This window comes from Trinickia sp. Y13 (assembly GCF_029522115.1).
In the GTDB taxonomy this organism is placed as follows: Bacteria; Pseudomonadota; Gammaproteobacteria; order Burkholderiales; family Burkholderiaceae; genus Trinickia.
Map to the genome: position 1 here is coordinate 445,572 of NZ_JAKWFK010000004.1, position 20,603 is coordinate 466,174.

Sequence of the window (20,603 nt, forward strand, 5' to 3'; positions counted from 1 at the left end):
GCGTTGTCCTGGGATAATCAAACACGTTTGATGACAGCAACCCTTTGCCCCGCGCGCACCGGCGAACCGGGCGTGACATGAATGTCCCCGATCGTCCCCTCACACGGTGCATACACGGAAATTTCCATCTTCATCGACTCGATGATGAGCAGCGTGTCGCCTGCCTCGACCCTATCGCCGGGCGATACCCGCACCTGCCAGAGGCTGCCGGCAATCTCGCTCTCCACCGCAATCTCACCGTCTTGCAGCGGTGCTGATTCCGCACGCTCAACGACCGCCACGTCGAAAGCCTCCTGCGCCGCTCCAGCTTCGCGCCAGCGCTCGCGCTCGGCCTGAAACGCGGCTTGCTGGCACGCGCGGAACTGCTGGATGCCGCCGGATTCGCGCTCGAGAAACGTTTGATAGTCGGCCAGCGACAACTCGGTCTCATCGATCTTCAACGGATAACGGCCGAGCGGGAAGTCCGCACGGATACGCAGCAATTCGTCGGCCGAAACTTCATAGAAGCGGATTTGGTCGAAGAAGCGCAATAGATACGGCCGCCCCGCGAAATCCGCGACGTCGCGATAGCGGTTCCACATCTGCAACGTGCGTCCAACGAACTGATAGCCGCCCGGCCCTTCCATCCCATACACGCATAGATACGCGCCGCCGATGCCGACCGAATTCTCCGCCGTCCACGTGCGCGCCGGGTTGTATTTGGTCGTCACGAGCCGGTGCCGCGGATCGAGCGGCGTCGCGACCGGCGCACCGAGATACACGTCGCCGAGCCCCATCACAAGGTAGCTGGCGTCGAAGACGATCTGTTTGACGGCATCGATTGAATCGAGGCCGTTGATGCGGCGGATAAACTCGAGATTGCTTGGACACCACGGTGCGTCCTTGCGCACTGTCGTCATGTATTTGTCGATCGCAAGCCGGCACGCGGGATCGTCCCACGACAACGGCAAATGCACGATCCGCGACGGCACCCGCAAATCCTTCTGCAACAAAACGCCCTGCCACGCGCGCTCGACGATCGCGAGCAACGTCGACAGCGGCAGGCTTTCAGGCTGATAGTGAATCTGCAGCGAGCGGATGCCGGGCGTCAGATCGATCACGCCGGGCAGCCCCATCGTTTCGAGCGACTGCATCAGCGCATGGCCCCGGAAGCGCAACACGAGATCGAGCTCGGTCGGACCGATTTCGAGTAGCAGATGCGTGTCGCCGGAAACGCGTGCAACCAGCCGCTCACGATCCTCCCCGATATCGAGGACGATAGGCGACGTACGCGCCGCGACCTTGGTGAATGCCGGTTCCTCCTCGAACTCGAGCGTCCGCAATTCACTTAGGCGCTGGCGTGCGGCCCCGCGTGCTTCGTCGATCCGCACCGGCACGAACCGCACCTTGTCGCCGGCCTTCAACTGGCCGACTTGCCATAGATCCGCCTCGATGATCGTTACCGGACAGACGAAGCCGCCAAGGCTCGGACCGTCGGGTCCGAGAATCACGGGCATATCGCCGGTGAAATCGACGGCACCGACCGCATACGGGTTGTCGTGAATGTTCGAAGGATGCAGCCCCGCCTCACCGCCGTCCTCGCGCGACCACTCGGGCGCCGGTCCGATCAGACGCACACCGGTGCGGCTCGAGTTGAAATGGACCTCCCATTCGGTGTCGAAAAACTGTTCGATATAACGCGGGCTGAAGTACTCCGGCGCGCCGTGCGGACCGTAGATGACACGCAACGTGCGCACGGCTTCCAGCACGGGAATGTCGGGCAGCACCGCGCCCGCACGCTCATCCTGCAACGGATGAAGATGCAGCACATCGCCCGCACGAAGCGCTCGCCCGCCATGCCCGCCGAACTGGCCGAGCGTGAAGGTGCTGCGGCTGCCGAGATACACCGCGACATCGAAGCCGCCGCGCACGCACAGGTAGGCGCGCGCGCCCACGCCGCGAATCGTGCCGAGCTCGAGCGTCGAACCCGCGGCAACGAGGAGCGTCGTGTTCAACGGCTGTTCGATACCGTCGAGCAGCACCGGCAGATTCGCGCCCGTCACGGCGACGACGGCGTCCGCGTTGAAACGCAACGTCGGACCACTCATCGTAATTTCGAGCGCGGCTGCGTCGGCGTCGTTGCCGAGAAGCCGATTGCCGAGCCGCAGCGCACGGTCGTCCATCGGGCCGGACGGCGGAATGCCGACCGCCCAATAACCGAGGCGACCCGGATAATCCTGCACGGTCGTTTGCGTGCCGCCGCGGACGACTTCGACCGTGCTCGCTCGATACTCGAGCGCCTCAAGGCAGCGCGTCCACGGGTTGCCCGACGCGAACGGGTGGTCGTCGAGGATCTGCCGCAGATAGTCGCGGTTCGTCTCCACGCCATAGATGCGCGTGCTGCGCAACGCGTCGGTGAGCGCGTGGCGCGCCGCGTCGCGCGTTGGCGACCACGCAATCATCTTTGCCAGCATCGGATCGAAATAGGGCGGCACTTCGCAGCCCGCATCGATCCACGTATCGATGCGCAGCGCGCGGCCGTCGGCGCACGGAAGCGCGACGTCGGTCAGCAAGCCCGGGCTCGGCTTGAAATCGCGGCCGGGGTCTTCGGCGTAGAGACGCGCTTGAATCGCATGCCCCCGGGGTTTCAACCCCGCCGCGAGTTCCTGCAACGGCGCGAGCGCGCCCGCCGCCAGTTCGATCATCCAACGCACCAGATCGACACCCCATACCTGCTCAGTCACGCCATGCTCGACCTGCAGGCGCGTATTCACCTCGAGGAAGTAAAACTGTTGCGTAGCGCTGTCATAGACGAATTCGACCGTGCCGGCCGAGCGATAACCGACCGCTTTCGCGAGCTTCACGGCCGCACCGCACAATGCAGCCGAGACGCCGTCCGGCAGATTGGGCGCTGGCGTTTCTTCGAGCACTTTCTGGTTGCGCCGCTGCACCGAACAGTCACGCACGCCGAGGGCGATCGCGTCGCCGCGGCCGTCGCCGAACACCTGCACTTCCAAGTGCCGCGCTCGCTCGATGTACTTTTCGAGGAACACGCCCGCATCGCTGAAGTTGTTCTGGCCGAGCCGCTTCACCACCTCGAAATGCGCACTCAACTCCTCGACGCTCCAGCACACCCGCATGCCGATACCGCCGCCCCCCGCCGTGCTCTTGAGCATCACGGGATAGCCGATTGCCGCCGCTGCGGTTAGTGCATCGGCCAGGCCGTTGAGCAAGCCCGTGCCATTGAGCATCGGCACACCTTCGCGCGCCGCAATCTCGCGGGCCGTGTGCTTCGGACCAAACGCCCGCAATTGGCCCGGCGTCGGTCCGATGAATGCGATGCCTGCGGCTTCGCACGCTTCGCCGAACGCTGCGTTCTCCGACAGAAATCCGTAGCCCGGATGGATGGCCTGTACGTTTTCGCGGCGGGCGATCGCGAGGAGCTTTTCCGTGTCGAGGTAGGTGGCTGAGGCCGGGCCATCGCCAAGACCGCACGCGATAGGCGCCTCGCTCACATGACGGCTCGCACGATCCGCTTCCGCATAGACGGCCACGCCTGTTACATCGAGTTCGCGCAGCGTTCTGAGGATGCGGCACGCAATGGCGCCGCGGTTGGCTATCAGGATTTTCTCGAACATGAGAGGGGACTAATTCATGGGCGGGCCGTCCCGCCACGTAGGCATTGCATGCCGCGGTCGTCCGCGGCAGGGAACGTCTCAGCGATTCGCGTGCATCGGTTGTACACGCGTGCGGGTGACGCATCCTCCGGATGCGAACCTGCGAAAACGCTTCAGTTCCAAATCAGCAGTTCCGCGGGCGTCGGGTTATAGGCATTGCACGGATTGTTCAACTGCGGGCAGTTGGAGATCAGCACGATCACATCCATTTCCGCGCGCAATTCGACATACTTGCCCGGGGCCGAGATGCCGTCTTCGAATGTCAGACCGCCTTCCGACGTCACCGGCACGTTCATGAAGAAGTTGATGTTCGCGCCGATATCCTGCTTCGACAAACGTCCGTCGCGCGCGCAAGCGCGCAGGTAGTTGTCGCGGCAGCTATGCATGTACCGCTTTTCGAGCGCATAGCGCACCGTGTTGCTCTCCTGCGCACAGGCGCCGCCGAGCGTGTCGTGGCGGCCGCAGGTATCGGCAACGATCGTCAGCATCGGATTGCCGAGGTTCGAATACAGCACGGTGCCCGTCGTCAAATAGAGGCTTTGCTGCCGACGCAGCGTTCGTTGCGGGTCGAAACGCTCACGCGGATTCGCGAGCCCGTAGAACAGCGTATCGACCGCCTGATTGCCTTCCAGATCGAGAATGCGCAGCGTCTGCCCGGCTTTCAGTTCGTGAAGCCACGGCTCGCCAGCCGCGAGCGTCTCGCGATAGACCGCGTGTTCGGGGCATTTGTCGCTGACTGTAAGCGTCGTTGTCATGGTGTCAGGCTCCACTCAAAGGAAAAAGCGGTCCGTGTTGATAAAGCCGCGCACATTTTCCTCACATGAGGTTCGGCAAAGCTCGGCTACGCTGCGCTCCGCGCGACTCAACGCAAGCCTGACCGGCTTGGGTTCGTAATGCGGATTCGGATCGAGCGGATGCTGGATCGCTGTGAGCACGACGAGCGTGTTCATCGGCGCATACAGGTCGACGTAATCGCCGGCCTTCGAATTGCCGGGCACGAAACTCAAGGCCCCGGCGTCGGTGACATCGACACGGCTAAACAAATTGAGCGTCATCAGAAGGTCCGAGATGCCCAGCCCCCACTTGCCCATTTCGACAAGCAGGTTGTCGGTGCCATTGCGATAGAACGCATTGCGCAGCTCCTGATAGCGTCCCGTGCCGTACCGCTCATGCACTTCGTCGGCATTGGACACACCGCCGATGGCGTCGTGCCAACCGCAAGTGTCCGCGACGATCGCGGCAAGCACGCGGCCCATATCGGAATAAAGACAATGACCCGCGGTCAATTTCGCCGTGTGTTGGCACTTCAGGGTGTCCGGGAGATTGAGCCGTTCGCTCTTCTCGCTGGCGTTGATCAACATCAAGCTGACGTTCGCGCCGCCGCGCAAATCCATGATGCGCAACGACTGACCGCGCTTGACGATCAGCGATGCGTGGCCGCCGCCGGGGACGGTCTCTTCGAGTAGAAAATCCATGTTGTGAGGACTCCCGTTAAGCTGAGACCGCTGCGACACGCGACGCGCCTTCCACCGTGGCTCGAGCCTTATGGACGGACGACGCGGAGTCGCGACTGTGGTCCAGCGCAATGTTGTAGGTAATGCGCGCGCCATAAGCGCCGGGCGCCTGAGGATCGACACGGACCTTGTCGAATACCAGGACACGGCTGCCGAGCGTGAAGCCTTCTTTTAGGTCATGCGTGACCATGAAGATCGTCAGTTTCGATTCGCGCCACAGGTCCAGCAGCAAGTCGTGCATATCCTTGCGGATGCCGGGATCGAGCGCGCCGAACGGCTCATCGAGCAGCAATACGCGCGGCTTCATCATGAGCGCCTGGGCAATCGCGAGACGCTGCTGCATGCCGCCCGACAGTTGCTGCGGATACTTGTCCAACGCGGCGCCGAGGCCAACACGTTCGAGCATTGCTACGGCTTCGTCACGCGCCGCACGCCGCCGTGCACCGAACAGACGCCCCATCAACCTCGCTCGCGGCAATTCGAGCCCCAGCGTTACATTGCTAAGCACGCTCAGATGGTCGAATACGGAATAGCGCTGAAACACCACACCGCGATGTGCATCGGGTTCGCGCGGCAAGCGTTCGCCGTCGAGCAGAATCTCGCCGCGCGTCGCGTGTTCTTGGCCGAGCAACAGCCGCAGAAAGGTGGACTTGCCGCACCCCGACGCACCGACCATCGAACAGAACTCGCCCTCTTCTATCCGCAGGTTCAATCGTTCGAGCACGACCTGGTCCCCGTATTCCTTCCAGACGTTGCGAACTTCGATCATCGCGCGCCCCCGCCATACCAGGGGAACGACCATTGCGTGAGGCGCCGTAGCAGTTCGTCGGCGAGCCACGCGAGCAGCGTGATCCACGCGACGTAAGGCAAGATGACATCCATCGCAAGATAGCGGCGCATCAGAAAAATGCGGTAGCCGAGGCCGTCCGTCGAAGCGATCGCTTCCGCCGCGATCAGAAACAGCCACGCCGCGCCGAGCGAGAGACGCATCGCGACCAGCAAGCGCGGCAGCACTTGCGGCAACACCAAGCGTAGGACCAAGGTCCAACTCGTCGCGCCAAGGGTCTGCGCCTTGACCCACAACTCCGTAGGTATCTCGCGGATGCGCGCGTGCAGATCGCGGATGATCATCGGCGTAATGCCGACCACGATGAGCACCACTTTCGACAACTCGTCGAGCCCGAACACGATGAAGAGGATGGGCAGCACCGCGAGCGGCGGAATCATCGAAAACACCGTAATGAACGGTGAAAACGTTGCGCTCGCCATTGGAAAAGCGCCTGTTGCGATGGCCGCTACCAAGGCGATCGCGGCACTGACGACGAGGCCGATGCCGAGTCGCCTCAAGCTCGACACGGTATCGTCCCAGAGCAGATACTCGCCCGTGCGCTTGTCCTCGTTGAATGCCATTTCCTTGACGGCATCGACCATTTGCGCGGCGCTCGGCAGCAGTTTGTCATCGGGATTGACCGCGAGCCGCATCGACGACCCGGTGAAATAGACCGCCATCAACATGATGAACGGCAGCAACAGCAGCATCAGACCGCCGCTTCGGCTGGGGTGTCGATTGATGAATCGCATGGATGCGTCCCTCTTCGAATGCGGGGTGTTCGGGTCAGAGCTTGCCGTCGGCCGCCATTTGCACGTAGGTCGGATCGAAGCGCAGCTTGACGTTGCCCTTGTTGCCGATCACGACGCCCTTGTCGAACGCCATGCCGACCGCGTCCGCGCTCTTCGCGTCTTGCCCTAGCAGACCGTGATCGAACGAGAACTTCGCCACGCGCATCATGATCTTCGGCATGTCGGGGTTGGTAACGAAATCGAGCGCGGCCATCGGCGTATAGAACAGCGCAGTGGTGGACAGTTGGCCCTTGAAACCCGCGAGATCGGTGCCCGACGCCTTCGCCATGGCAGTAAGCGCAGCGGTGCTGCCAGCATTGTTGGCGTGCATCAACGCCACCATCTCGAACCAAGCGCCCGTGAGCGCCTTGCCGAGCGCCGGGTTCTCCTGCAAGGTCTTCGTGTTGACGACCATCATGTCCATGATTTCGCCGGGGATTTTGCTCGAATCGAAGACCTCGGAGACGTTCGGCTGTGCCTTTAGGTCGGCGAGCATCGGATTCCACGTCACCACGTTGCGGACGACGGGCGTCGCGAACGCACCGGAGATGTCGGCATCCGACGTGTTCACGACTTTCAGGTCGCGTTCGCTCATGTGCGCGCTTTCGAGGGCGCGCGCGAGCAGATAATGCGAGACGGAGAATTGCACCAGATTGACCTGCTGGCCCTTCAGGTCGGCAATCCGCTTGCCCTTGCCCTTCATGAGCACGCCGTCGTTGCCGTTCGAATAGTCGCTGACGATGAGCGCGGTCGAATCCACGCCGCCCGAGGCGGGGATGGTCAGCGCGTCCATGTTGGTCATCGCGCAACCGTCGAACTTGCCGGCGGTGTACTGGTTGATGGATTCAACGTAGTCGTTCAGTTGCACGACATCGATGTTGATACCGTATTTCTTGGCCCACTTCGAAACAATGCCTTGCGTTTTCGCCTCGCCCCAAGGCATCCAGCCCGCGTAGATCGTCCAGCACACCTTGAAGTCGGTGCGACCCGCGGCAAACGAGGACGTGGAAGTAAGAGCGGCGAGAGAGACGGCGGCGATACCGAGAAGGCGAACGAACTTGCGCATGAGGTTGACCTCGGAAGGACGGTTAGCGACGGAAGGGAGCAGCGCAAACATCGCGTTCTCTCCCGGGCTTTTGTCCCGCCGTGTAACCTCGCCTGAGGTCGACAGCTCTCGGACCAGCGCCTGCATGAAGCAGGCCGGAACCCTAGCCGTCCATTTCCAGATTGTGTGTTAAACCGGTGACGCGCCGGTCCCTTGTGCATCGATTAAGCGAGAAGCGTGCCAACGGAAAAGAGGCTTGATCAGCGGTGTGCACGACGTTTTTCTTGCTCCGCTTTGGGTGATGTGCACTTTAAAGTGACACCTTGACTCTTTATCGGTGCATGGGCGTGGCGGTCCTTGGCGTCCGGCAACGCCACGAGGCGACGCGCATGGAAGTCAATCACTGAACAGAAGCTTCGCAGCGACCTTGATCTCAAAGTCGAAGCCATCAAGCCAGGTCAGCCCGACCGCGGTGAGCATCGGATGCGGCGCGTCGCCCCAAAACTCTGGCACGACCTGCCAGACGCGCTCGAATGTCGCTTGCGGATCCGCCATGAACACCGTGGCATCCATCACATCGCCGAACGCGCACCCGGCCTCGTGCAGGATCGCATTCAGGTATCGAAAAACAGAAGTTAGTCGCGCAGGTGTACCGGCGCGCCCATCGCGCCCCTCGACTAATCCGCTAAATGTTTAACCGCGACGTCCACAAACGCGCGCAGCCGATGCAGCCGCCTGAGATCGCGGTGGTAGCCCATCCAGATCTCACGGCTTGGCGGCTCGTCTCTCAGATCGAGCCGGCGAATGGCGCCCAGCTGATCTCCGACAGGTCGCGGCAATACGGCAATGCCCAAACCTCGCCCGCACATCTGCGCCTGGACATTGCGGTTGTTCGACTGCAATACGACACTCGAGTTGGGGAAGCGATGTTTTAACCAGTCGATATCCGGAAAGCTGCCGGTCGACGTGTCCATCGCGATCAAGCGGTGCCCAGTGCCGTCCCCTTCCACCGGGTCCGCACTCGTGGCGGATACGTAGACGCCGTAGCGCATCCGAGTCAGCCGTCTTTGCACGATGTCGGGCACGTTGAACGGAACAATGCGGAAGGCGACGTCGGCTTCACGCTGGGCGAGATTAAACAAGCGTGTTCCGGTCAGGACCTCGATTTCAACGAGCGGATACGCGCTCGAATATTCGGCGATCACGGGTGGCAACACATAGGCGCCAAACCAATCGGCCGACGACAATTTGAGCGTTCCTTCCAGCTTCTGTTGCTCGCCGGTCAGCCGGCGCTCCATCGTCAACGCACTTTCTTCCATCTGCTCGGCGAGCGGCAGGATAGCGGTGCCTTCCTCGGTCAAAACGAAACCGTCCACGGTTCGTTGAAACAGCACCTGCCCTGTGGCTTCTTCGAGTGCGCGAAGCCGTCGGCCGATGGTGGGATGACTGAGCTGCAGCCCGCGTGCGGCGGCGCCGAGCGTCCCGGTGCGCGCGACCGCGAGGAAGATCCTGACATCGCCCCACTCCATATCCACGCACCCACAAAAATGAACGGACGGTGTGCATTATAGTGAATTGTCGAACGAAAATGAATTTGCGAGACTTCGCTCCGTCGCATGTCGCAAGGCCCTCACGATGCACGGCTCGTGCGCCGCGCACTCCGCAGGTTACTCACATTTAAGACAGGAGAAGGGCCATGGCCTTCTGGAAAAATGCAGCCCCCCGCACCGTGCGTCGCGGACACATGTGGATTTCCGGCGATCGTATTCAACGAAACGGCGAGACCTACCAATGCGGCCCGCTCTTTGTCGAGTGGGAAGCGCCCGAGCAGGTGACTCGCCCTTGGCCGATCGTGCTTCTTCACGGCGGCGGCTATCAGGGCACCGAGTGGTTCGACACGCCGGATGGTCGGCCGGGCTGGGCGCAACGCTTGGTGGAAGCGGGCTATGCGGTTCTCGTCGCCGACCGCCCGGGGCAAGGACGCTCACCCTTTCACGTCGAGACGATGGGGCCGATGGGTCCGGCGTTTTCCTATGAACACGGCCGCCATATCTACTTCCCGGCCGAATACGAAGCTCGGCACACTCAATGGCCCTTTGCCCGGGATGACGAAGCTGCAATGGACGAGTTCATCGCGGGCTATGGGCCGCTGCCCGCTGACCTTGCGTTTTCCGAGGACATGGAGGCGGACAGGATCGCGAAGCTGTTGGACCGAATCGGCCCGGCGATCCTGCTGACGCACTCGGCGTCGGGGCCGGTCGGCTGGTTGGTGGCTGATCGTCGGCCAAAACTCGTGAAAGCGATCGTCGCGGTCGAGCCGATGGGCCCTCCGTTTGCCGAGATTCCCAATATCGGCTCGCTGACCTGGGGCCTCGCGGCGGCGCCGCTGAGCTGGGAGCCGCCCGTCGCGTCGCCTGACGAACTGCGCGCGGCTGCGCCCGGCGCGCATCGGCTGCCTGCGCTCGCCGGTTTGCCGATCGTCGCCGTAACGGCCGAGGCTTCCGCTTTCGCTGCCGCTAGTCGACCCGCGATCGAGCAACTCAAGGCGGCAGGCAGCGAGGCTGAACTGCTGCATCTTCCCGACCATGGCGTGTTCGGCAACGGCCATGGGCTCATCTACGAGAAGAACTCCGATGATGCGCTGGCACCGGTGTTGAACTGGCTCATCGAACACACCGAAGCGCCAAACCAGGCGCGATGACAATCCCGAAAAAAACGGGTGGATACTGGAGAATCAGATGGAAATCGGAATAATTGGTCTAGGCGCAATGGGCCGGGAAATCGCCCGCAATCTGGGTGCTGCCGGTCATACCGTCCGCGCATGGAACCGCTCCGGCGGGAATGTCGAAGGTGTGCGGATGGTTCGGACGCCTGCGGAAGCATTGCGGGGCGAGATGGTCTTGACGATGCTCTCCGACGACGCGGCTATCCGCAGCGTCCTGCTGGATGCGAATCTGCTGCGTCAGTCACGGCCGGGCCTCGTGCATGTCGTGGCATCAACGATCTCCGTGGCATTCGCACGGGAGTTGGTGAAGGTTCACAGCGTGGCAGGGATCGGCTATGTGGCTGCGCCGGTGTTGGGGCGGCCGGACGTTGCCGCCAAGGGCGAGCTCAATGTGCTCGCCGCGGGCGCGTCGGCCGCTCTAGAAAAAGTAAAGCCGGCGCTGGAAGTCATCGGCAAACGCGTCTGGGACATGGGCGAAGCCCCCCCTGCAGCCTATGCCGCCAAAATTGCCTGCAACATGATGATCGCGATGGCGATCGAGGCGATGGCAGAAGCCGTAGTTCTAACCGAGACGAATGGTGTTTCGCGGGAGCGTTTTTTCGAGCTGATCTTGGGAACGATGTTTGGTAGCCGTCCTTATCAGACCTATTCCAACAATATCATCCGGAACGAGTATCGACCTGGCTTCAAGGCGTCGCTCGGGTTGAAGGACCTCCGTCTTGCCTGCGATGCAGCAGAACAGGCTGGCGGCACGTTGCCGATGCTCGCTGCGGTGCATGGCCGGATGAGCGAAACCGTCGACGCGGGCATGGGCGATCGCGACTGGTCTGCGATCGCAGCTTTGGCAGTTGATCCGTCCGCGCACAACGCATGATGGACGCCACTACGGTCCAAAATACGTCAGAAGCTCATCTGCGAACGGGCGAACTCGTTGCGCTGTTCGAGGACTGGCGGCTCGATCAGCCAATAAATCGCAAAACTTGAAAGCATCGCCCGTCTCGCCCTTCTACGATTGCTTGTACCGAACCGGATTCTGCGGATCAGCGCGGAATATGCGGCCGACCTCCGCGCAAAGGTCGAAAACGTTCTCAGCTTTGAGCGAATCGAAGCGCTCGAAGCTGAAGTTGTTTCGGCCCATTCTCGATTCCCCTAACGCCCCTTTGTATGCGGGCACGATCGGAAGGCCGTCTCGCGTCGTCGAGATATACACGCTGATATAGCGCAACTGCAGTGCAACACCGATCACGGGCCACGATATGGACTCGCCGCCTGAGCGAGCCGTGTAGCTGAATCTTCCATGCCCGATCATGCTCATGCGCATCCCGGGGTGGCCTGGCGGTGTCCCTTTGTGGAAGTAGCGCCGCAGGCTGGGCGCGGCTTCTCGGATCAACGCACTGAGCTTGTCTAGATCCTCACGGCGCTCGGGATCGAGGTTAAGGTAGGACTCGAGGGTGGTTGCATGGACCTGGAACATGAAAAGGGGCTCCTGCGGATTGCCTCCATAACGACGAACGAATAAACGGCAATTCGACAGAGCACACCGTCGGATCGGAGGGGCAGCGAATAAAGCTGATGCAGATTGCATTCCCCGCACATACCTGCTTCAATTGCCTACGATAATGGCGCTCCAATGCGCCTGGCGCGCGATGGATTTTCGCGCCAATGTCATCGGCAAAACGAAAAACCGGGCATTCGCAAAAACGAACACGTGCATGCTGCATTAATGCACAAAATACCGAACGAAACAGCCGTATAAAAAGAAAGCGATTTTGCGCCATCCGGCGCATCCCCCGGCCGCCATGAGATCCGCGGCGGCTATCTTCATCGACGTTTCGCGTAGGAGACCTATCGTGACCGCCGTATCGAAAGCCCTTCGTTCCGCTTTTAGCGAAATCCCACCTCCCTCACAAGCCACGCAACTCGTCCAATGGCAGGACGTCAGCACCGTCGATCTCGCACCGTACGCGCCGCCCAATGCCTCCGTGCCGATGGGCCAGTACGCCGTCTACACCGTCATGCAGTGGGCGCAAGCACAAGGTTTCGCGGGCGCCGTGCCGACTTGGGAAGTCGGCGACGGCACGTGGGGCGTCATTTGCTTTGTCAGCCATCCCGGGGTGAGCGTCGTCCAGATTCCGATCGCGAGCCTGCCCGGATACGACCCCAACAATCCCCAAGCCTGCGGGCAAGCGATCATGCGTTGGGCGACTGCGCAAGCGAACGGCGCGAATCAACTCGCCATTCCGACCTACGTCAGCGACGGCGTCAATGCATCGGCCCTCGTCTTCACGCAGAGCTATCCGCAGCTGTCCTTCTATGACGCGCCGAATACGCAGCTGTATTTCTCGCTGGGGCAGCCGGCCAAGCTAGTCGATCTCACGGACCCCGCCGTGTGGGCCAACGCCGCGATGCGCGTGGCACAAAACATCGGGTACTCGGCGGGCTGGCCGACGTGGGAATGGACCACCACGCGCGGGCTGATCGGCATCCCCGAATACGATCTCGGGCCATTGCCAGAGGCGAGCTCGGATAACGTGGATACGGTGGTCGCGGTCCTGCACCAAACGTATCTGGCGCTGCAGAACTGCGAGAGCGTGGCATCATCGCTGACCACGGGCGTCTTCGTCGATTTCACGGCCGCGCCGATCGCCGATCCCACCATGCAGATTCTCGTCGACTGCTTGTTCGGCGCGGTGCAGGCTTGCCTGAACGCCATCCCCGGGGTGGGCGGTGTACTGGCTTCCCTCGTGTCGACGGGGGTACAGGTGGCGATAGACGCGACCAAGAGCAGCGGCGGGACGTTCTCGCTCGAGCAATATCAAAACATGCTCGTCGATGCGACCAATGCGACGATCGATTACGTCACGCAGATGCACGACAATCTGCAACAAGCGAGCGGGGACGATTTGCAGAACCTGTGGCAATCGCCGTACGCGGATCCGATGTCCGGGCGCAGCGTGGCGCTCGGTATGCTGGCTTATACGCCGCAGACAGTCGTCAACGGCGACGAGTACTGGGCGTTGTTGTCGCAACAGCTCGTCAAGAGCTATATGGACAACCTCAAGATCCAGATCAGTTCGCAGCTCTACGGGATTCAGTCGCGTACCTATCCGAATCGCGCGCCGGATAAGCAATGGTGGGACGGAACGATTGCATCGGTCACGGGGCCTGGCGGGGATTGTTCGCAATACGTCGCCGATCGGGACGACGATCTATCGGTGTGGTACAACGGCGCGCAGCAGGTAGACGACTATGTGACGCTCAACGAATGGTGGATGCAGAGCCTTGCGAGCGGCCTTCCCTCGTATCCACCGACCTCGCTCGTCTACAACCTGTTCTCCGACGATGGTTTCGGCGTGACGACAGGCGGTTGGGCGGGTCCTTTTACGAAGCAGCAGTACTACACCCAGTTCTTCGTGCCGCAGACTCAAATCGGTCTCGATGGCACCTATGTACAGCAATGGGCGTACAACCAGCCCGGCGTGATCGTCGGCGCGACGGTCTTCGGTCAAGACTTCGCGCAGATGGTGGCGGGCTACACCGATAGCTATGGCCGGGCCTACGTCAGTTCGTCACAAGGCATCAGTGAGGTTGACCAGATGTGCGGGTTCACGCAATCGATCATTACCAACTATCTGCAGCAGATCGTGAATCCGTGATGACGGTCGTTCGGTAATCGGCGGCTCATTGCCGATTTCGAACGGGGCGCGTTTCGCTCACCTGTGGGGTCGACTCGCGGCGAAACGCGCCGGGCTGGAAAATCAGCGTATTCAGATGCTCCAGCTCAATTCTCTCCGCACCGCGGAGAGAAGTGCCCCGGCATGTGTAGCGGAGGCGGCCGACCGACGGAAGCCGCCTCCAAATGCGCCATCGGCGCAACGGTGGCGAACGATTGCAGTCGATCGGAAACCGGTCGCGACACTCCTCGACTAGCACGAGTGGCAATAGAAATCGCCCCCCTTGCCCGACCATGCCATCTACATAGTAGAGGCTCGTATGAAGCGGATCATTCGATCCTGATAGCGAGTTCCTCGGCATACGCATTCAACTGATCACCCACGTGCACCCTGAGCACATCGATGAAGCGTTTGATTTTCGCGTCGACGAATTGACGCGACGAATACACCGCGTAGACGTTGCGCTGACTTGTATGAAATTGAGGCAAGACACGCACGAGCGATCCTTTTCGCAAATCGTCAATTGCCGAAAAGCCGGCGATGAGGCCGATCCCTGCGCCCGCCTGTAGTACCGTGGACATGGCATCCATGTCGTTCACGCCGAAGTGAGGCCCCATCGGACGATACACCGCCTGGCCGTCCCTGCTTTCCAGATGCCACTCGTCGGGCGCGTAATCAACCGTGGTAAGGAGTACACATGTGTGATCAACCAAATCTTCAACGCATTCGGGCGCCGGATGCTGCGCGAGATAAGCAGGTGACGCCGCCAGGATGCAATGGCTCGCACCGATCTTCTGGCTCACATACGCCGAGTCCGGCAGTGTGCGTGCAATGACGATCGCCACGTCAAGCTGCTCTTCGAGCAGATTTGGCATCCTCTGTGACAGCATGAGGTCGACCGATACTTCCGGGTATGTGCTCCGATAGGCGAGCACGGCTTGCGAAACAAGTTCACGACCTAACCCGGGAACCGCGTGCACGCGCAATACACCGCGCGGCTCCAGCAGCGCATCACGCGCCTCCGCTTCTGCGCGTTCAATGTCCGAGAGGATCGCAACGCTACGTTCGTAAAAGCGTCGGCCCGCGTCGGTTACTACAAGCCGTCGCGTCGAACGCTGCAGCAACCGCGTGTTGAGACTGTCCTCAAGCACCGAGACCGCCCGAGAGATGTTACCGACGGTCGTATCGAGGTGGTTTGCAACAGCCGTGAAGCTGCCCATCTCGACCACTTTTGCGAACACCGACATGGTGTAGACCTTGTCCATTGGGCACCCTTGTTTGAATTTTTCGTCGAAGCGCTGCGGCTGGCTCGCGCGAGCTTGCGATGATAGAGCCGGCGCCTATTTCGTGCAGTACGCCTCGCGCCCGTCTCATTTGAGCACGTCCTTTCAATATCATTTCATTCCGGCCGGAGATTTTCTCTCTGGCGACAAGATTCATTCTTTCCAGCCCCACTAAGTCGCCGCCCGCATCACGCCTAGACTTGGTCCCGAAGTCAGCCAATCAAAACACGGAAGTTCCGACCCGAGCGCCGCTCGACCAGGCAGATCACCCGGATACGCCGCAGTGCTGGTGTTCGTATTCAGCTCGCGGAAAGCACGTCTTAATTCGCAGTCCTAATTACATAGGTTATCAACATGAATATCACTTACGACGCACTTCATCTTTTCATCGATGGCGAATGGATCGCCGCAAGCGAACGCGAAACGGCGCCCGTGATCAACCCCGCCACCCAGGTTGAGATCGGCCGCGTCCCGCTCGCGACGGCAGCCGATCTGGATCATGCTCTGCAGGTCGCCGCACAAGCGTTCGAAGTCTGGCGCAACACCGTGCCAGTTGAACGCGCCCGGATTCTCAAGCGCGGAGCAAATCTGATGCGCGAGCGCGCCGAGCACATCGCTACCGTGATGACGCTCGAGGAAGGCAAACCGCTGGCGGAAAGTCGCGACGAAGTCATGCGTGCCGCCGAATACTTCGAATGGTTCGCCGAAGAGGCGCGTCGCATCGACGGCCGTGTGGTGCCATCCAACCGTCCGGGTGTGCAACAGCTCGTGAAGAAACAGGCGATCGGGCCGGTAGCCGCTTTCACGCCGTGGAATTTCCCTGCGATCACTCCGGCGCGCAAGCTCTCCGCCGCGCTCGCAGCTGGGTGCAGCATTATCATCAAACCCGGGGAGGAAAGCCCCGCAACGGCGCTCGCGCTGGCACGTGCACTGGACGACGCCGGCTTGCCCAAGGGCGTGCTTCAAGTCGTATTCGGCGTGCCCGATCAAGTTTCGAAGCAACTGATCGCGTCCCCAGTAATCCGGAAGGTAACCTTCACGGGCTCCGTGCCGATCGGTCGTCTGCTGTCGGCACGCGCAGCCGAAGGCGTCAAGCCGATCACACTGGAACTCGGTGGCCACGGGCCCGTCCTCGTATTCAACGATGCGGATGTCGAAAAAGCTGCCGTCGAAGGCGCAGCCAATCGCTTCCGCGGTACCGGCCAGATCTGCATCTCGTCTACGCGTTTCCTGATCCAGCGCGACGTTTATGACGAGTTCGTCAGGCACTTCGTACGCGCTGCGAAGGCGCTTAAGGTCGGAGATGGCATGGACCCGGACACGCAGGTTGGGCCGCTAGCAAATCCGCGCCAGCTCGCAAAGATGGAGGAACTCGTCGCGGATGCCGTGGGGCGCGGCGCAAAGGTCCTCGCCGGTGGCAAGCGCATCGAGGGCGAAGGTTATTTCTTCGAGCCTACTGTCCTCGCGGACGTTCCGTTGGATGCGCGTGTGATGCACGAAGAACCGTTTGGCCCGATCGCGGTGGTGATGCGCTTCGACGCTCTCGCCGATGGACTTGCCGAAGCGAACCGGTTGCCATACGGGCTCTCCGCCTATGCGTTCACGAGTAGCGCACGTACGGCGATCGACGTAGCGAACGGTCTAGAGGCCGGCATGATCGGCATCAACCAGTACCGAATCGTTTCAACTGAACTGCCGTTTGGCGGCATGAAGGAAAGCGGTCACGGTTCGGAAGGTGGCGCCGAGGGCATCGAGCACTACCTCACGCACAAGTTCATCAGCCAAGCTTGAAGGAGCATCGCCATGTCTCACGCAGATTTCGGCAGCCCGCGCGAAGCCGCGCGCGCTTTCACGCCCAAGCTTTCGGCATTCGTCGACGACACGCTGTATCCGCGTATCTGGAACGACCCGACGCTTTCGCCGCGCGACCGCAGCCTCGTAACCGTCGCCGCGTTGATTGTGGGGGGGCACCTCGACGAGTTGCCGTCGCACCTGCGCCGTGCGGTGACGAACGGTGTAACGCGTGAAGAGCTCTCCGCAACAATCACACATCTCGCGTTCTATGCGGGGTTTCCCGCGGCCATCTCGGCATCGGCTGCGGCGCAGGCAACCCTTGGCGCGCAAGTGCCATCCGAAGATCACGCCAGCAATTCGTCTACGACGCAGGAAGATTTGAAATGAAAGCCATCACATTCAGGGAATTCGGCGAGGCCGAGGTTCTTCAGCTCGCCGAGGTTCAGGCACCCGAGGTCCGTCCCAACGATCTACTGGTGCGGGTCCATGCCGCAGGCGTGAATCGCGCAGATCTTACACACCGGCGAGGAGGATATGGCCGGCCGAACTTCGGCGACTCGACAATCATGGGGCTCGAAATCGCAGGCGAAGTGATTGAGACCGGCAGTGCCGTGCAGGGTTACAAGGTCGGTGATCGTGTGATGGGCGTAGTCGGCGGCGGGGCCTATGCAGAACAGGCGCGCATCGACTGGAGGATGGCGATGCCCATTCCAGTCACGCTCGACTATGTTTACGCAGCTGCAATACCGGAAGTCTTCGTGACTGCGCACGAAGCGCTGTTGCATCTCGGCCGCTTGCAGCGCGGCAATTCGGTGCTTATTCACGCTGCGGCGGGCGGGGTGGGCTCCGCAGCTGTGCAACTGGCTTACGCGACCGGTGCGACTATTTTCGCGACCGCCGAAGCTTCGAAGCTGGAACGCGTCGTTCAGCTGGGTGCGGACCATGCGATCGACTATAAGGCGCTGGATTTCGCCGAAGTCGTCGCGAACAAGACGAACAAACGAGGCGTGGATGTTGTTATCGACTTCGTGGGCGCGCCATATTTTTCTCGGAACGTCGCGTCGTTGGCAAACGGAGGCCGGCTCGTGCAGGTGGGTATCCTGGCCGGAGGCGGTGAAGTGAGCGTTGGTCTAGAACAGATCCTGTACCGTCATCTGCAGATCATCGGCACGGTGATGAAATCGCGCGATCAGCACGAGAAACACGCGATGGTTCGGCGATTTCGCGAACATTGGCTGGAACGCTTTGCAGGTGGTGCGAGCCTGGAACCGGTCGTCGACAGCGTATTTCCGCTGCACAATGCCGCAGCTGCTCATCGACGTTTGGAGTCGGCTGTAAACGTAGGAAAGATCATCCTAACGATGAACGAAAACACCTAACGAGACGCTCCTTCTCGTCGCATGCCTATGCATGGACGGACTCGGGAGTGAGGTGGGGAATAGCGGTCACTCGGGCGAATTGCGCGAGTGACCGCCGCATATGGACGACTCCGGGTCGACGACGAACGCACCAGACCGACCCGGAGCCGTCATCCGAGCCGCTACGCCGAAAACGGCCCGCTTTCAGTCCAACGGCCATTGGCCACCGCAAGATCCCATACCGTGTGTTGATCGCCACAAGCGGTCGAACCTCCCTCGGCCATGGCACGTCGGCATTAGCAACGAAGGCGACATGTGACGCGCATCCAGGGCGAGACGGTCAGGCTGCAACGCACAGACCGGAGCATTGAAGTCGGTCTGTACGTTGGCGAACATCTGAAAGACTTCGCTTCGCTTACGATCCTTTCCGACGCTTCTTCGCACCTTCCCTGGGGGGCAATGATGGAAAGCACGCCGAGCACGGCTCAACAGGAGTCTGGCGATGACAACACGCGCCCGAGTGAGCCTTCCCCTGAACGGCTACTCCAACTGGGCATGGGGTTCTGGGCGTCCAAAGCCCTCTTGTCCGCCGTCGAACTCCGTGTGTTCTCGCGCCTCGCGACCCGTCCGCACACAGCAGCGGAGCTTGCTGACGGAATCGGACTCCATCCGAGATCAGCCCTAGATTTTCTCGACGCGCTGGTCGCGTTGAATCTGCTGGAACGCGACGACGGGACATACCGCAATACCCCGGACGCCGACCTTTTCCTGGACACGGCCAAGCCCAGCTACGTGGGTGGATTGCTGGAAATGGCCAATGCGCGCCTATACCCGTTCTGGGGTTCCTTGACGGAAGCCCTTCGCACGGGGCAGCCACAGAACGAAGCAAAAGGAGGTGGCAATCCGTTCGACGCGATGTATCGCGACGAACACCGACTACGGGGCTTCCTGCGGGCGATGAGCGGGGTCAGCCTAGGCACGGCCAAAGTGATTGCGCAACGATTCCCCTGGCAAAACTACAAGACCTTCATTGACATCGGCGCGGCCCAAGGCGCCTTACCTGTACAGGTCGCGCTCGCCCATCCCCACCTGCGCGGTGGCGGCTTCGATCTGCCGGTGGTAGGCCCCGTGTTTGACGAGTACGTAAAGTCGCAAAACCTTCAGGAACGGCTACATTTCCATCCAGGCGACTTCTTCAAAGATCCTTGCCCGACGGCCGATGTGCTCGTGATGGGTCACATCCTTCACGATTGGGACCTCAAGCAGAAGCTCGAACTCCTCGCGAAATGCTTCGCGGCGCTGCCTCCCGGAGGTTGCCTGATCGTCTACGACGCGATAATCGACGACGACCGAAAGCGCAATGCATTCGGATTGCTTATGAGCTTGAACATGCTCATCGAGACGCCTGGCGGTTTCGACTATACCGGGGCCCAGTGTCGCGAATGGATGCAGCAAGTCGGCTTCAAACAAGTACGCGTCGAACCTCTAACGGGCACGGATTCAATGGTGATCGGAACCAAGTAGAAACTCGCCGGGAGATCCGCAAGGCATTTTCAGGTGCGGAAATCGTAAACAGCGCTTACGGTGAAACTGTCACGCGTCAGGGTCTACCATTGAACGTCACCAGATAACGGGCGATATCTTCAACACTTTCGGGGGGAAGCGGCGCGCCGTAGACCGCCCGCATCTTGGTCACTTCGGCTTTCCAGTCGACAAACGTCAGCGGTGGTTGGCGGATCACCATACCCGCGGAGTGACACATCAGGCAATGCTGGTTCGCGAGGTCCGATCCGGGCCCTTGCGGGAAAGCGTTTCCCGCGGGCAGCGAAACCTGCACGGTGTCTTGCGCAACGCTCGCTGGCGATTTGGCTGCTACCACGCCCGTCGCAACGGCACCTGCGAAAGAGAGGGTGACCCACGCCCATGCTCTCATG

17 protein-coding genes, 1 pseudogene and 1 riboswitch are annotated in these 20,603 nt (G+C 61.1%); of the genes and pseudogenes, 7 read left to right on the forward strand and 11 right to left on the reverse strand.

The window, feature by feature from the left end; translation table 11 throughout:
- Positions 1-17 precede the first annotated feature (17 nt).
- From uca to MMB74_RS10605, 8 genes and pseudogenes are all read right to left on the reverse strand, one after another.
- Positions 18-3,617, reverse strand: a complete 3,600-nt coding sequence (gene uca, locus MMB74_RS10570) for an urea carboxylase (RefSeq protein WP_277428572.1) — start codon at positions 3,615-3,617, stop codon at positions 18-20.
- A 152-nt stretch (positions 3,618-3,769) separates the two neighbouring features.
- Positions 3,770-4,411 (reverse strand): urea amidolyase associated protein UAAP2, encoded by a 642-nt coding sequence (locus tag MMB74_RS10575; RefSeq protein ID WP_277428573.1) that lies wholly within the window; start codon positions 4,409-4,411, stop codon positions 3,770-3,772.
- A 15-nt stretch (positions 4,412-4,426) separates the two neighbouring features.
- Positions 4,427-5,131 (reverse strand): urea amidolyase associated protein UAAP1, encoded by a 705-nt coding sequence (locus MMB74_RS10580; RefSeq protein ID WP_277428574.1) that lies wholly within the window; start codon positions 5,129-5,131, stop codon positions 4,427-4,429.
- Positions 5,132-5,147: 16 nt separating this feature from the next.
- On the reverse strand, positions 5,148-5,939 hold the full coding sequence (locus tag MMB74_RS10585) for an ABC transporter ATP-binding protein (RefSeq protein WP_277428575.1): 792 nt from the start codon (positions 5,937-5,939) through the stop codon (positions 5,148-5,150).
- A complete protein-coding gene (locus MMB74_RS10590; RefSeq protein WP_277428576.1) occupies positions 5,936-6,751 on the reverse strand; it encodes an ABC transporter permease subunit in 816 nt (271 codons plus the stop codon). The genes MMB74_RS10585 and MMB74_RS10590 overlap by 4 nt, the downstream gene beginning before the upstream one ends.
- Positions 6,752-6,785: 34 nt before the next feature.
- Entirely contained in the window at positions 6,786-7,856 is a 1,071-nt protein-coding gene (locus tag MMB74_RS10595; protein ID WP_277428635.1) for a putative urea ABC transporter substrate-binding protein, read from the reverse strand.
- A 57-nt stretch (positions 7,857-7,913) separates the two neighbouring features.
- Positions 7,914-8,013: riboswitch (guanidine-I (ykkC/yxkD leader) on the reverse strand.
- A gap of 218 nt (positions 8,014-8,231) precedes the next feature.
- Positions 8,232-8,453 (reverse strand): annotated as a pseudogene (locus tag MMB74_RS10600) (Rid family hydrolase); the annotation flags it as partial.
- 59 nt (positions 8,454-8,512) lie between these two features.
- Positions 8,513-9,364 carry a LysR family transcriptional regulator gene (locus MMB74_RS10605; RefSeq protein ID WP_277428577.1) on the reverse strand — a complete coding sequence of 284 codons (852 nt, stop codon included), beginning with the start codon at positions 9,362-9,364 and terminating at the stop codon, positions 8,513-8,515.
- 167 nt (positions 9,365-9,531) lie between these two features.
- On the opposite strand from MMB74_RS10605, the gene MMB74_RS10610 reads away from it, so the two are divergent.
- Both MMB74_RS10610 and MMB74_RS10615 read left to right on the forward strand, forming a co-directional pair.
- A complete protein-coding gene (locus MMB74_RS10610; protein ID WP_277428578.1) occupies positions 9,532-10,536 on the forward strand; it encodes an alpha/beta hydrolase in 1,005 nt (334 codons plus the stop codon).
- Between the two features lie 37 nt (positions 10,537-10,573).
- Positions 10,574-11,434 carry an NAD(P)-dependent oxidoreductase gene (locus MMB74_RS10615; protein WP_277428579.1) on the forward strand — a complete coding sequence of 287 codons (861 nt, stop codon included), beginning with the start codon at positions 10,574-10,576 and terminating at the stop codon, positions 11,432-11,434.
- A gap of 132 nt (positions 11,435-11,566) precedes the next feature.
- On the opposite strand, the gene MMB74_RS10620 is transcribed toward MMB74_RS10615, so the two are convergent.
- The gene (locus tag MMB74_RS10620) at positions 11,567-12,034 is read right to left on the reverse strand and encodes a hypothetical protein (protein WP_277428580.1); all 468 of its coding nucleotides are present in this window, start codon (positions 12,032-12,034) and stop codon (positions 11,567-11,569) included.
- A gap of 376 nt (positions 12,035-12,410) precedes the next feature.
- Between MMB74_RS10620 and MMB74_RS10625 the strand changes: the two genes are divergently transcribed.
- Positions 12,411-14,216, forward strand: a complete 1,806-nt coding sequence (locus tag MMB74_RS10625) for a hypothetical protein (protein WP_277428581.1) — start codon at positions 12,411-12,413, stop codon at positions 14,214-14,216.
- 347 nt (positions 14,217-14,563) lie between these two features.
- On the opposite strand, the gene MMB74_RS10630 is transcribed toward MMB74_RS10625, so the two are convergent.
- On the reverse strand, positions 14,564-15,499 hold the full coding sequence (locus tag MMB74_RS10630; RefSeq protein WP_277428582.1) for a LysR family transcriptional regulator: 936 nt from the start codon (positions 15,497-15,499) through the stop codon (positions 14,564-14,566).
- A gap of 372 nt (positions 15,500-15,871) precedes the next feature.
- Between MMB74_RS10630 and MMB74_RS10635 the strand changes: the two genes are divergently transcribed.
- From MMB74_RS10635 to MMB74_RS10650, 4 genes are all read left to right on the forward strand, one after another.
- Complete coding sequence (locus tag MMB74_RS10635) at positions 15,872-17,308, forward strand: NAD-dependent succinate-semialdehyde dehydrogenase (RefSeq protein ID WP_277428583.1); 1,437 nt, start codon at positions 15,872-15,874, stop codon at positions 17,306-17,308.
- A gap of 12 nt (positions 17,309-17,320) precedes the next feature.
- A complete protein-coding gene (locus tag MMB74_RS10640; RefSeq protein WP_277428584.1) occupies positions 17,321-17,698 on the forward strand; it encodes a carboxymuconolactone decarboxylase family protein in 378 nt (125 codons plus the stop codon).
- Positions 17,695-18,690, forward strand: a complete 996-nt coding sequence (locus tag MMB74_RS10645) for an NAD(P)H-quinone oxidoreductase (RefSeq protein WP_277428585.1) — start codon at positions 17,695-17,697, stop codon at positions 18,688-18,690. Before MMB74_RS10640 ends, MMB74_RS10645 begins: the two co-directional genes overlap by 4 nt.
- Before the next feature lie 441 nt (positions 18,691-19,131).
- The gene (locus MMB74_RS10650) at positions 19,132-20,193 is read left to right on the forward strand and encodes a methyltransferase (RefSeq protein ID WP_277428636.1); all 1,062 of its coding nucleotides are present in this window, start codon (positions 19,132-19,134) and stop codon (positions 20,191-20,193) included.
- 76 nt (positions 20,194-20,269) lie between these two features.
- Here MMB74_RS10650 and MMB74_RS10655 read toward each other — a convergent pair whose 3' ends face one another.
- Positions 20,270-20,602 (reverse strand): cytochrome c, encoded by a 333-nt coding sequence (locus MMB74_RS10655; RefSeq protein ID WP_277428586.1) that lies wholly within the window; start codon positions 20,600-20,602, stop codon positions 20,270-20,272.
- Between the last annotated feature and the right edge of the window lies 1 nt (position 20,603).

Coding starts and splice junctions, on each gene's coding strand:
- uca (WP_277428572.1), bottom strand. CDS start 3,617: ATGTTCGAGAAAATCCTGATAGCCAACCGCGGCGCCATTGCGTGCCGC.
- MMB74_RS10575 (WP_277428573.1), bottom strand. CDS start 4,411: ATGACAACGACGCTTACAGTCAGCGACAAATGCCCCGAACACGCGGTC.
- MMB74_RS10580 (WP_277428574.1), bottom strand. CDS start 5,131: ATGGATTTTCTACTCGAAGAGACCGTCCCCGGCGGCGGCCACGCATCG.
- MMB74_RS10585 (WP_277428575.1), bottom strand. CDS start 5,939: ATGATCGAAGTTCGCAACGTCTGGAAGGAATACGGGGACCAGGTCGTG.
- MMB74_RS10590 (WP_277428576.1), bottom strand. CDS start 6,751: ATGCGATTCATCAATCGACACCCCAGCCGAAGCGGCGGTCTGATGCTG.
- MMB74_RS10595 (WP_277428635.1), bottom strand. CDS start 7,856: ATGCGCAAGTTCGTTCGCCTTCTCGGTATCGCCGCCGTCTCTCTCGCC.
- MMB74_RS10605 (WP_277428577.1), bottom strand. CDS start 9,364: ATGGAGTGGGGCGATGTCAGGATCTTCCTCGCGGTCGCGCGCACCGGG.
- MMB74_RS10610 (WP_277428578.1), top strand. CDS start 9,532: ATGGCCTTCTGGAAAAATGCAGCCCCCCGCACCGTGCGTCGCGGACAC.
- MMB74_RS10615 (WP_277428579.1), top strand. CDS start 10,574: ATGGAAATCGGAATAATTGGTCTAGGCGCAATGGGCCGGGAAATCGCC.
- MMB74_RS10620 (WP_277428580.1), bottom strand. CDS start 12,034: ATGTTCCAGGTCCATGCAACCACCCTCGAGTCCTACCTTAACCTCGAT.
- MMB74_RS10630 (WP_277428582.1), bottom strand. CDS start 15,499: ATGGACAAGGTCTACACCATGTCGGTGTTCGCAAAAGTGGTCGAGATG.
- MMB74_RS10635 (WP_277428583.1), top strand. CDS start 15,872: ATGAATATCACTTACGACGCACTTCATCTTTTCATCGATGGCGAATGG.
- MMB74_RS10640 (WP_277428584.1), top strand. CDS start 17,321: ATGTCTCACGCAGATTTCGGCAGCCCGCGCGAAGCCGCGCGCGCTTTC.
- MMB74_RS10645 (WP_277428585.1), top strand. CDS start 17,695: ATGAAAGCCATCACATTCAGGGAATTCGGCGAGGCCGAGGTTCTTCAG.
- MMB74_RS10650 (WP_277428636.1), top strand. CDS start 19,132: ATGGAAAGCACGCCGAGCACGGCTCAACAGGAGTCTGGCGATGACAAC.
- MMB74_RS10655 (WP_277428586.1), bottom strand. CDS start 20,602: ATGAGAGCATGGGCGTGGGTCACCCTCTCTTTCGCAGGTGCCGTTGCG.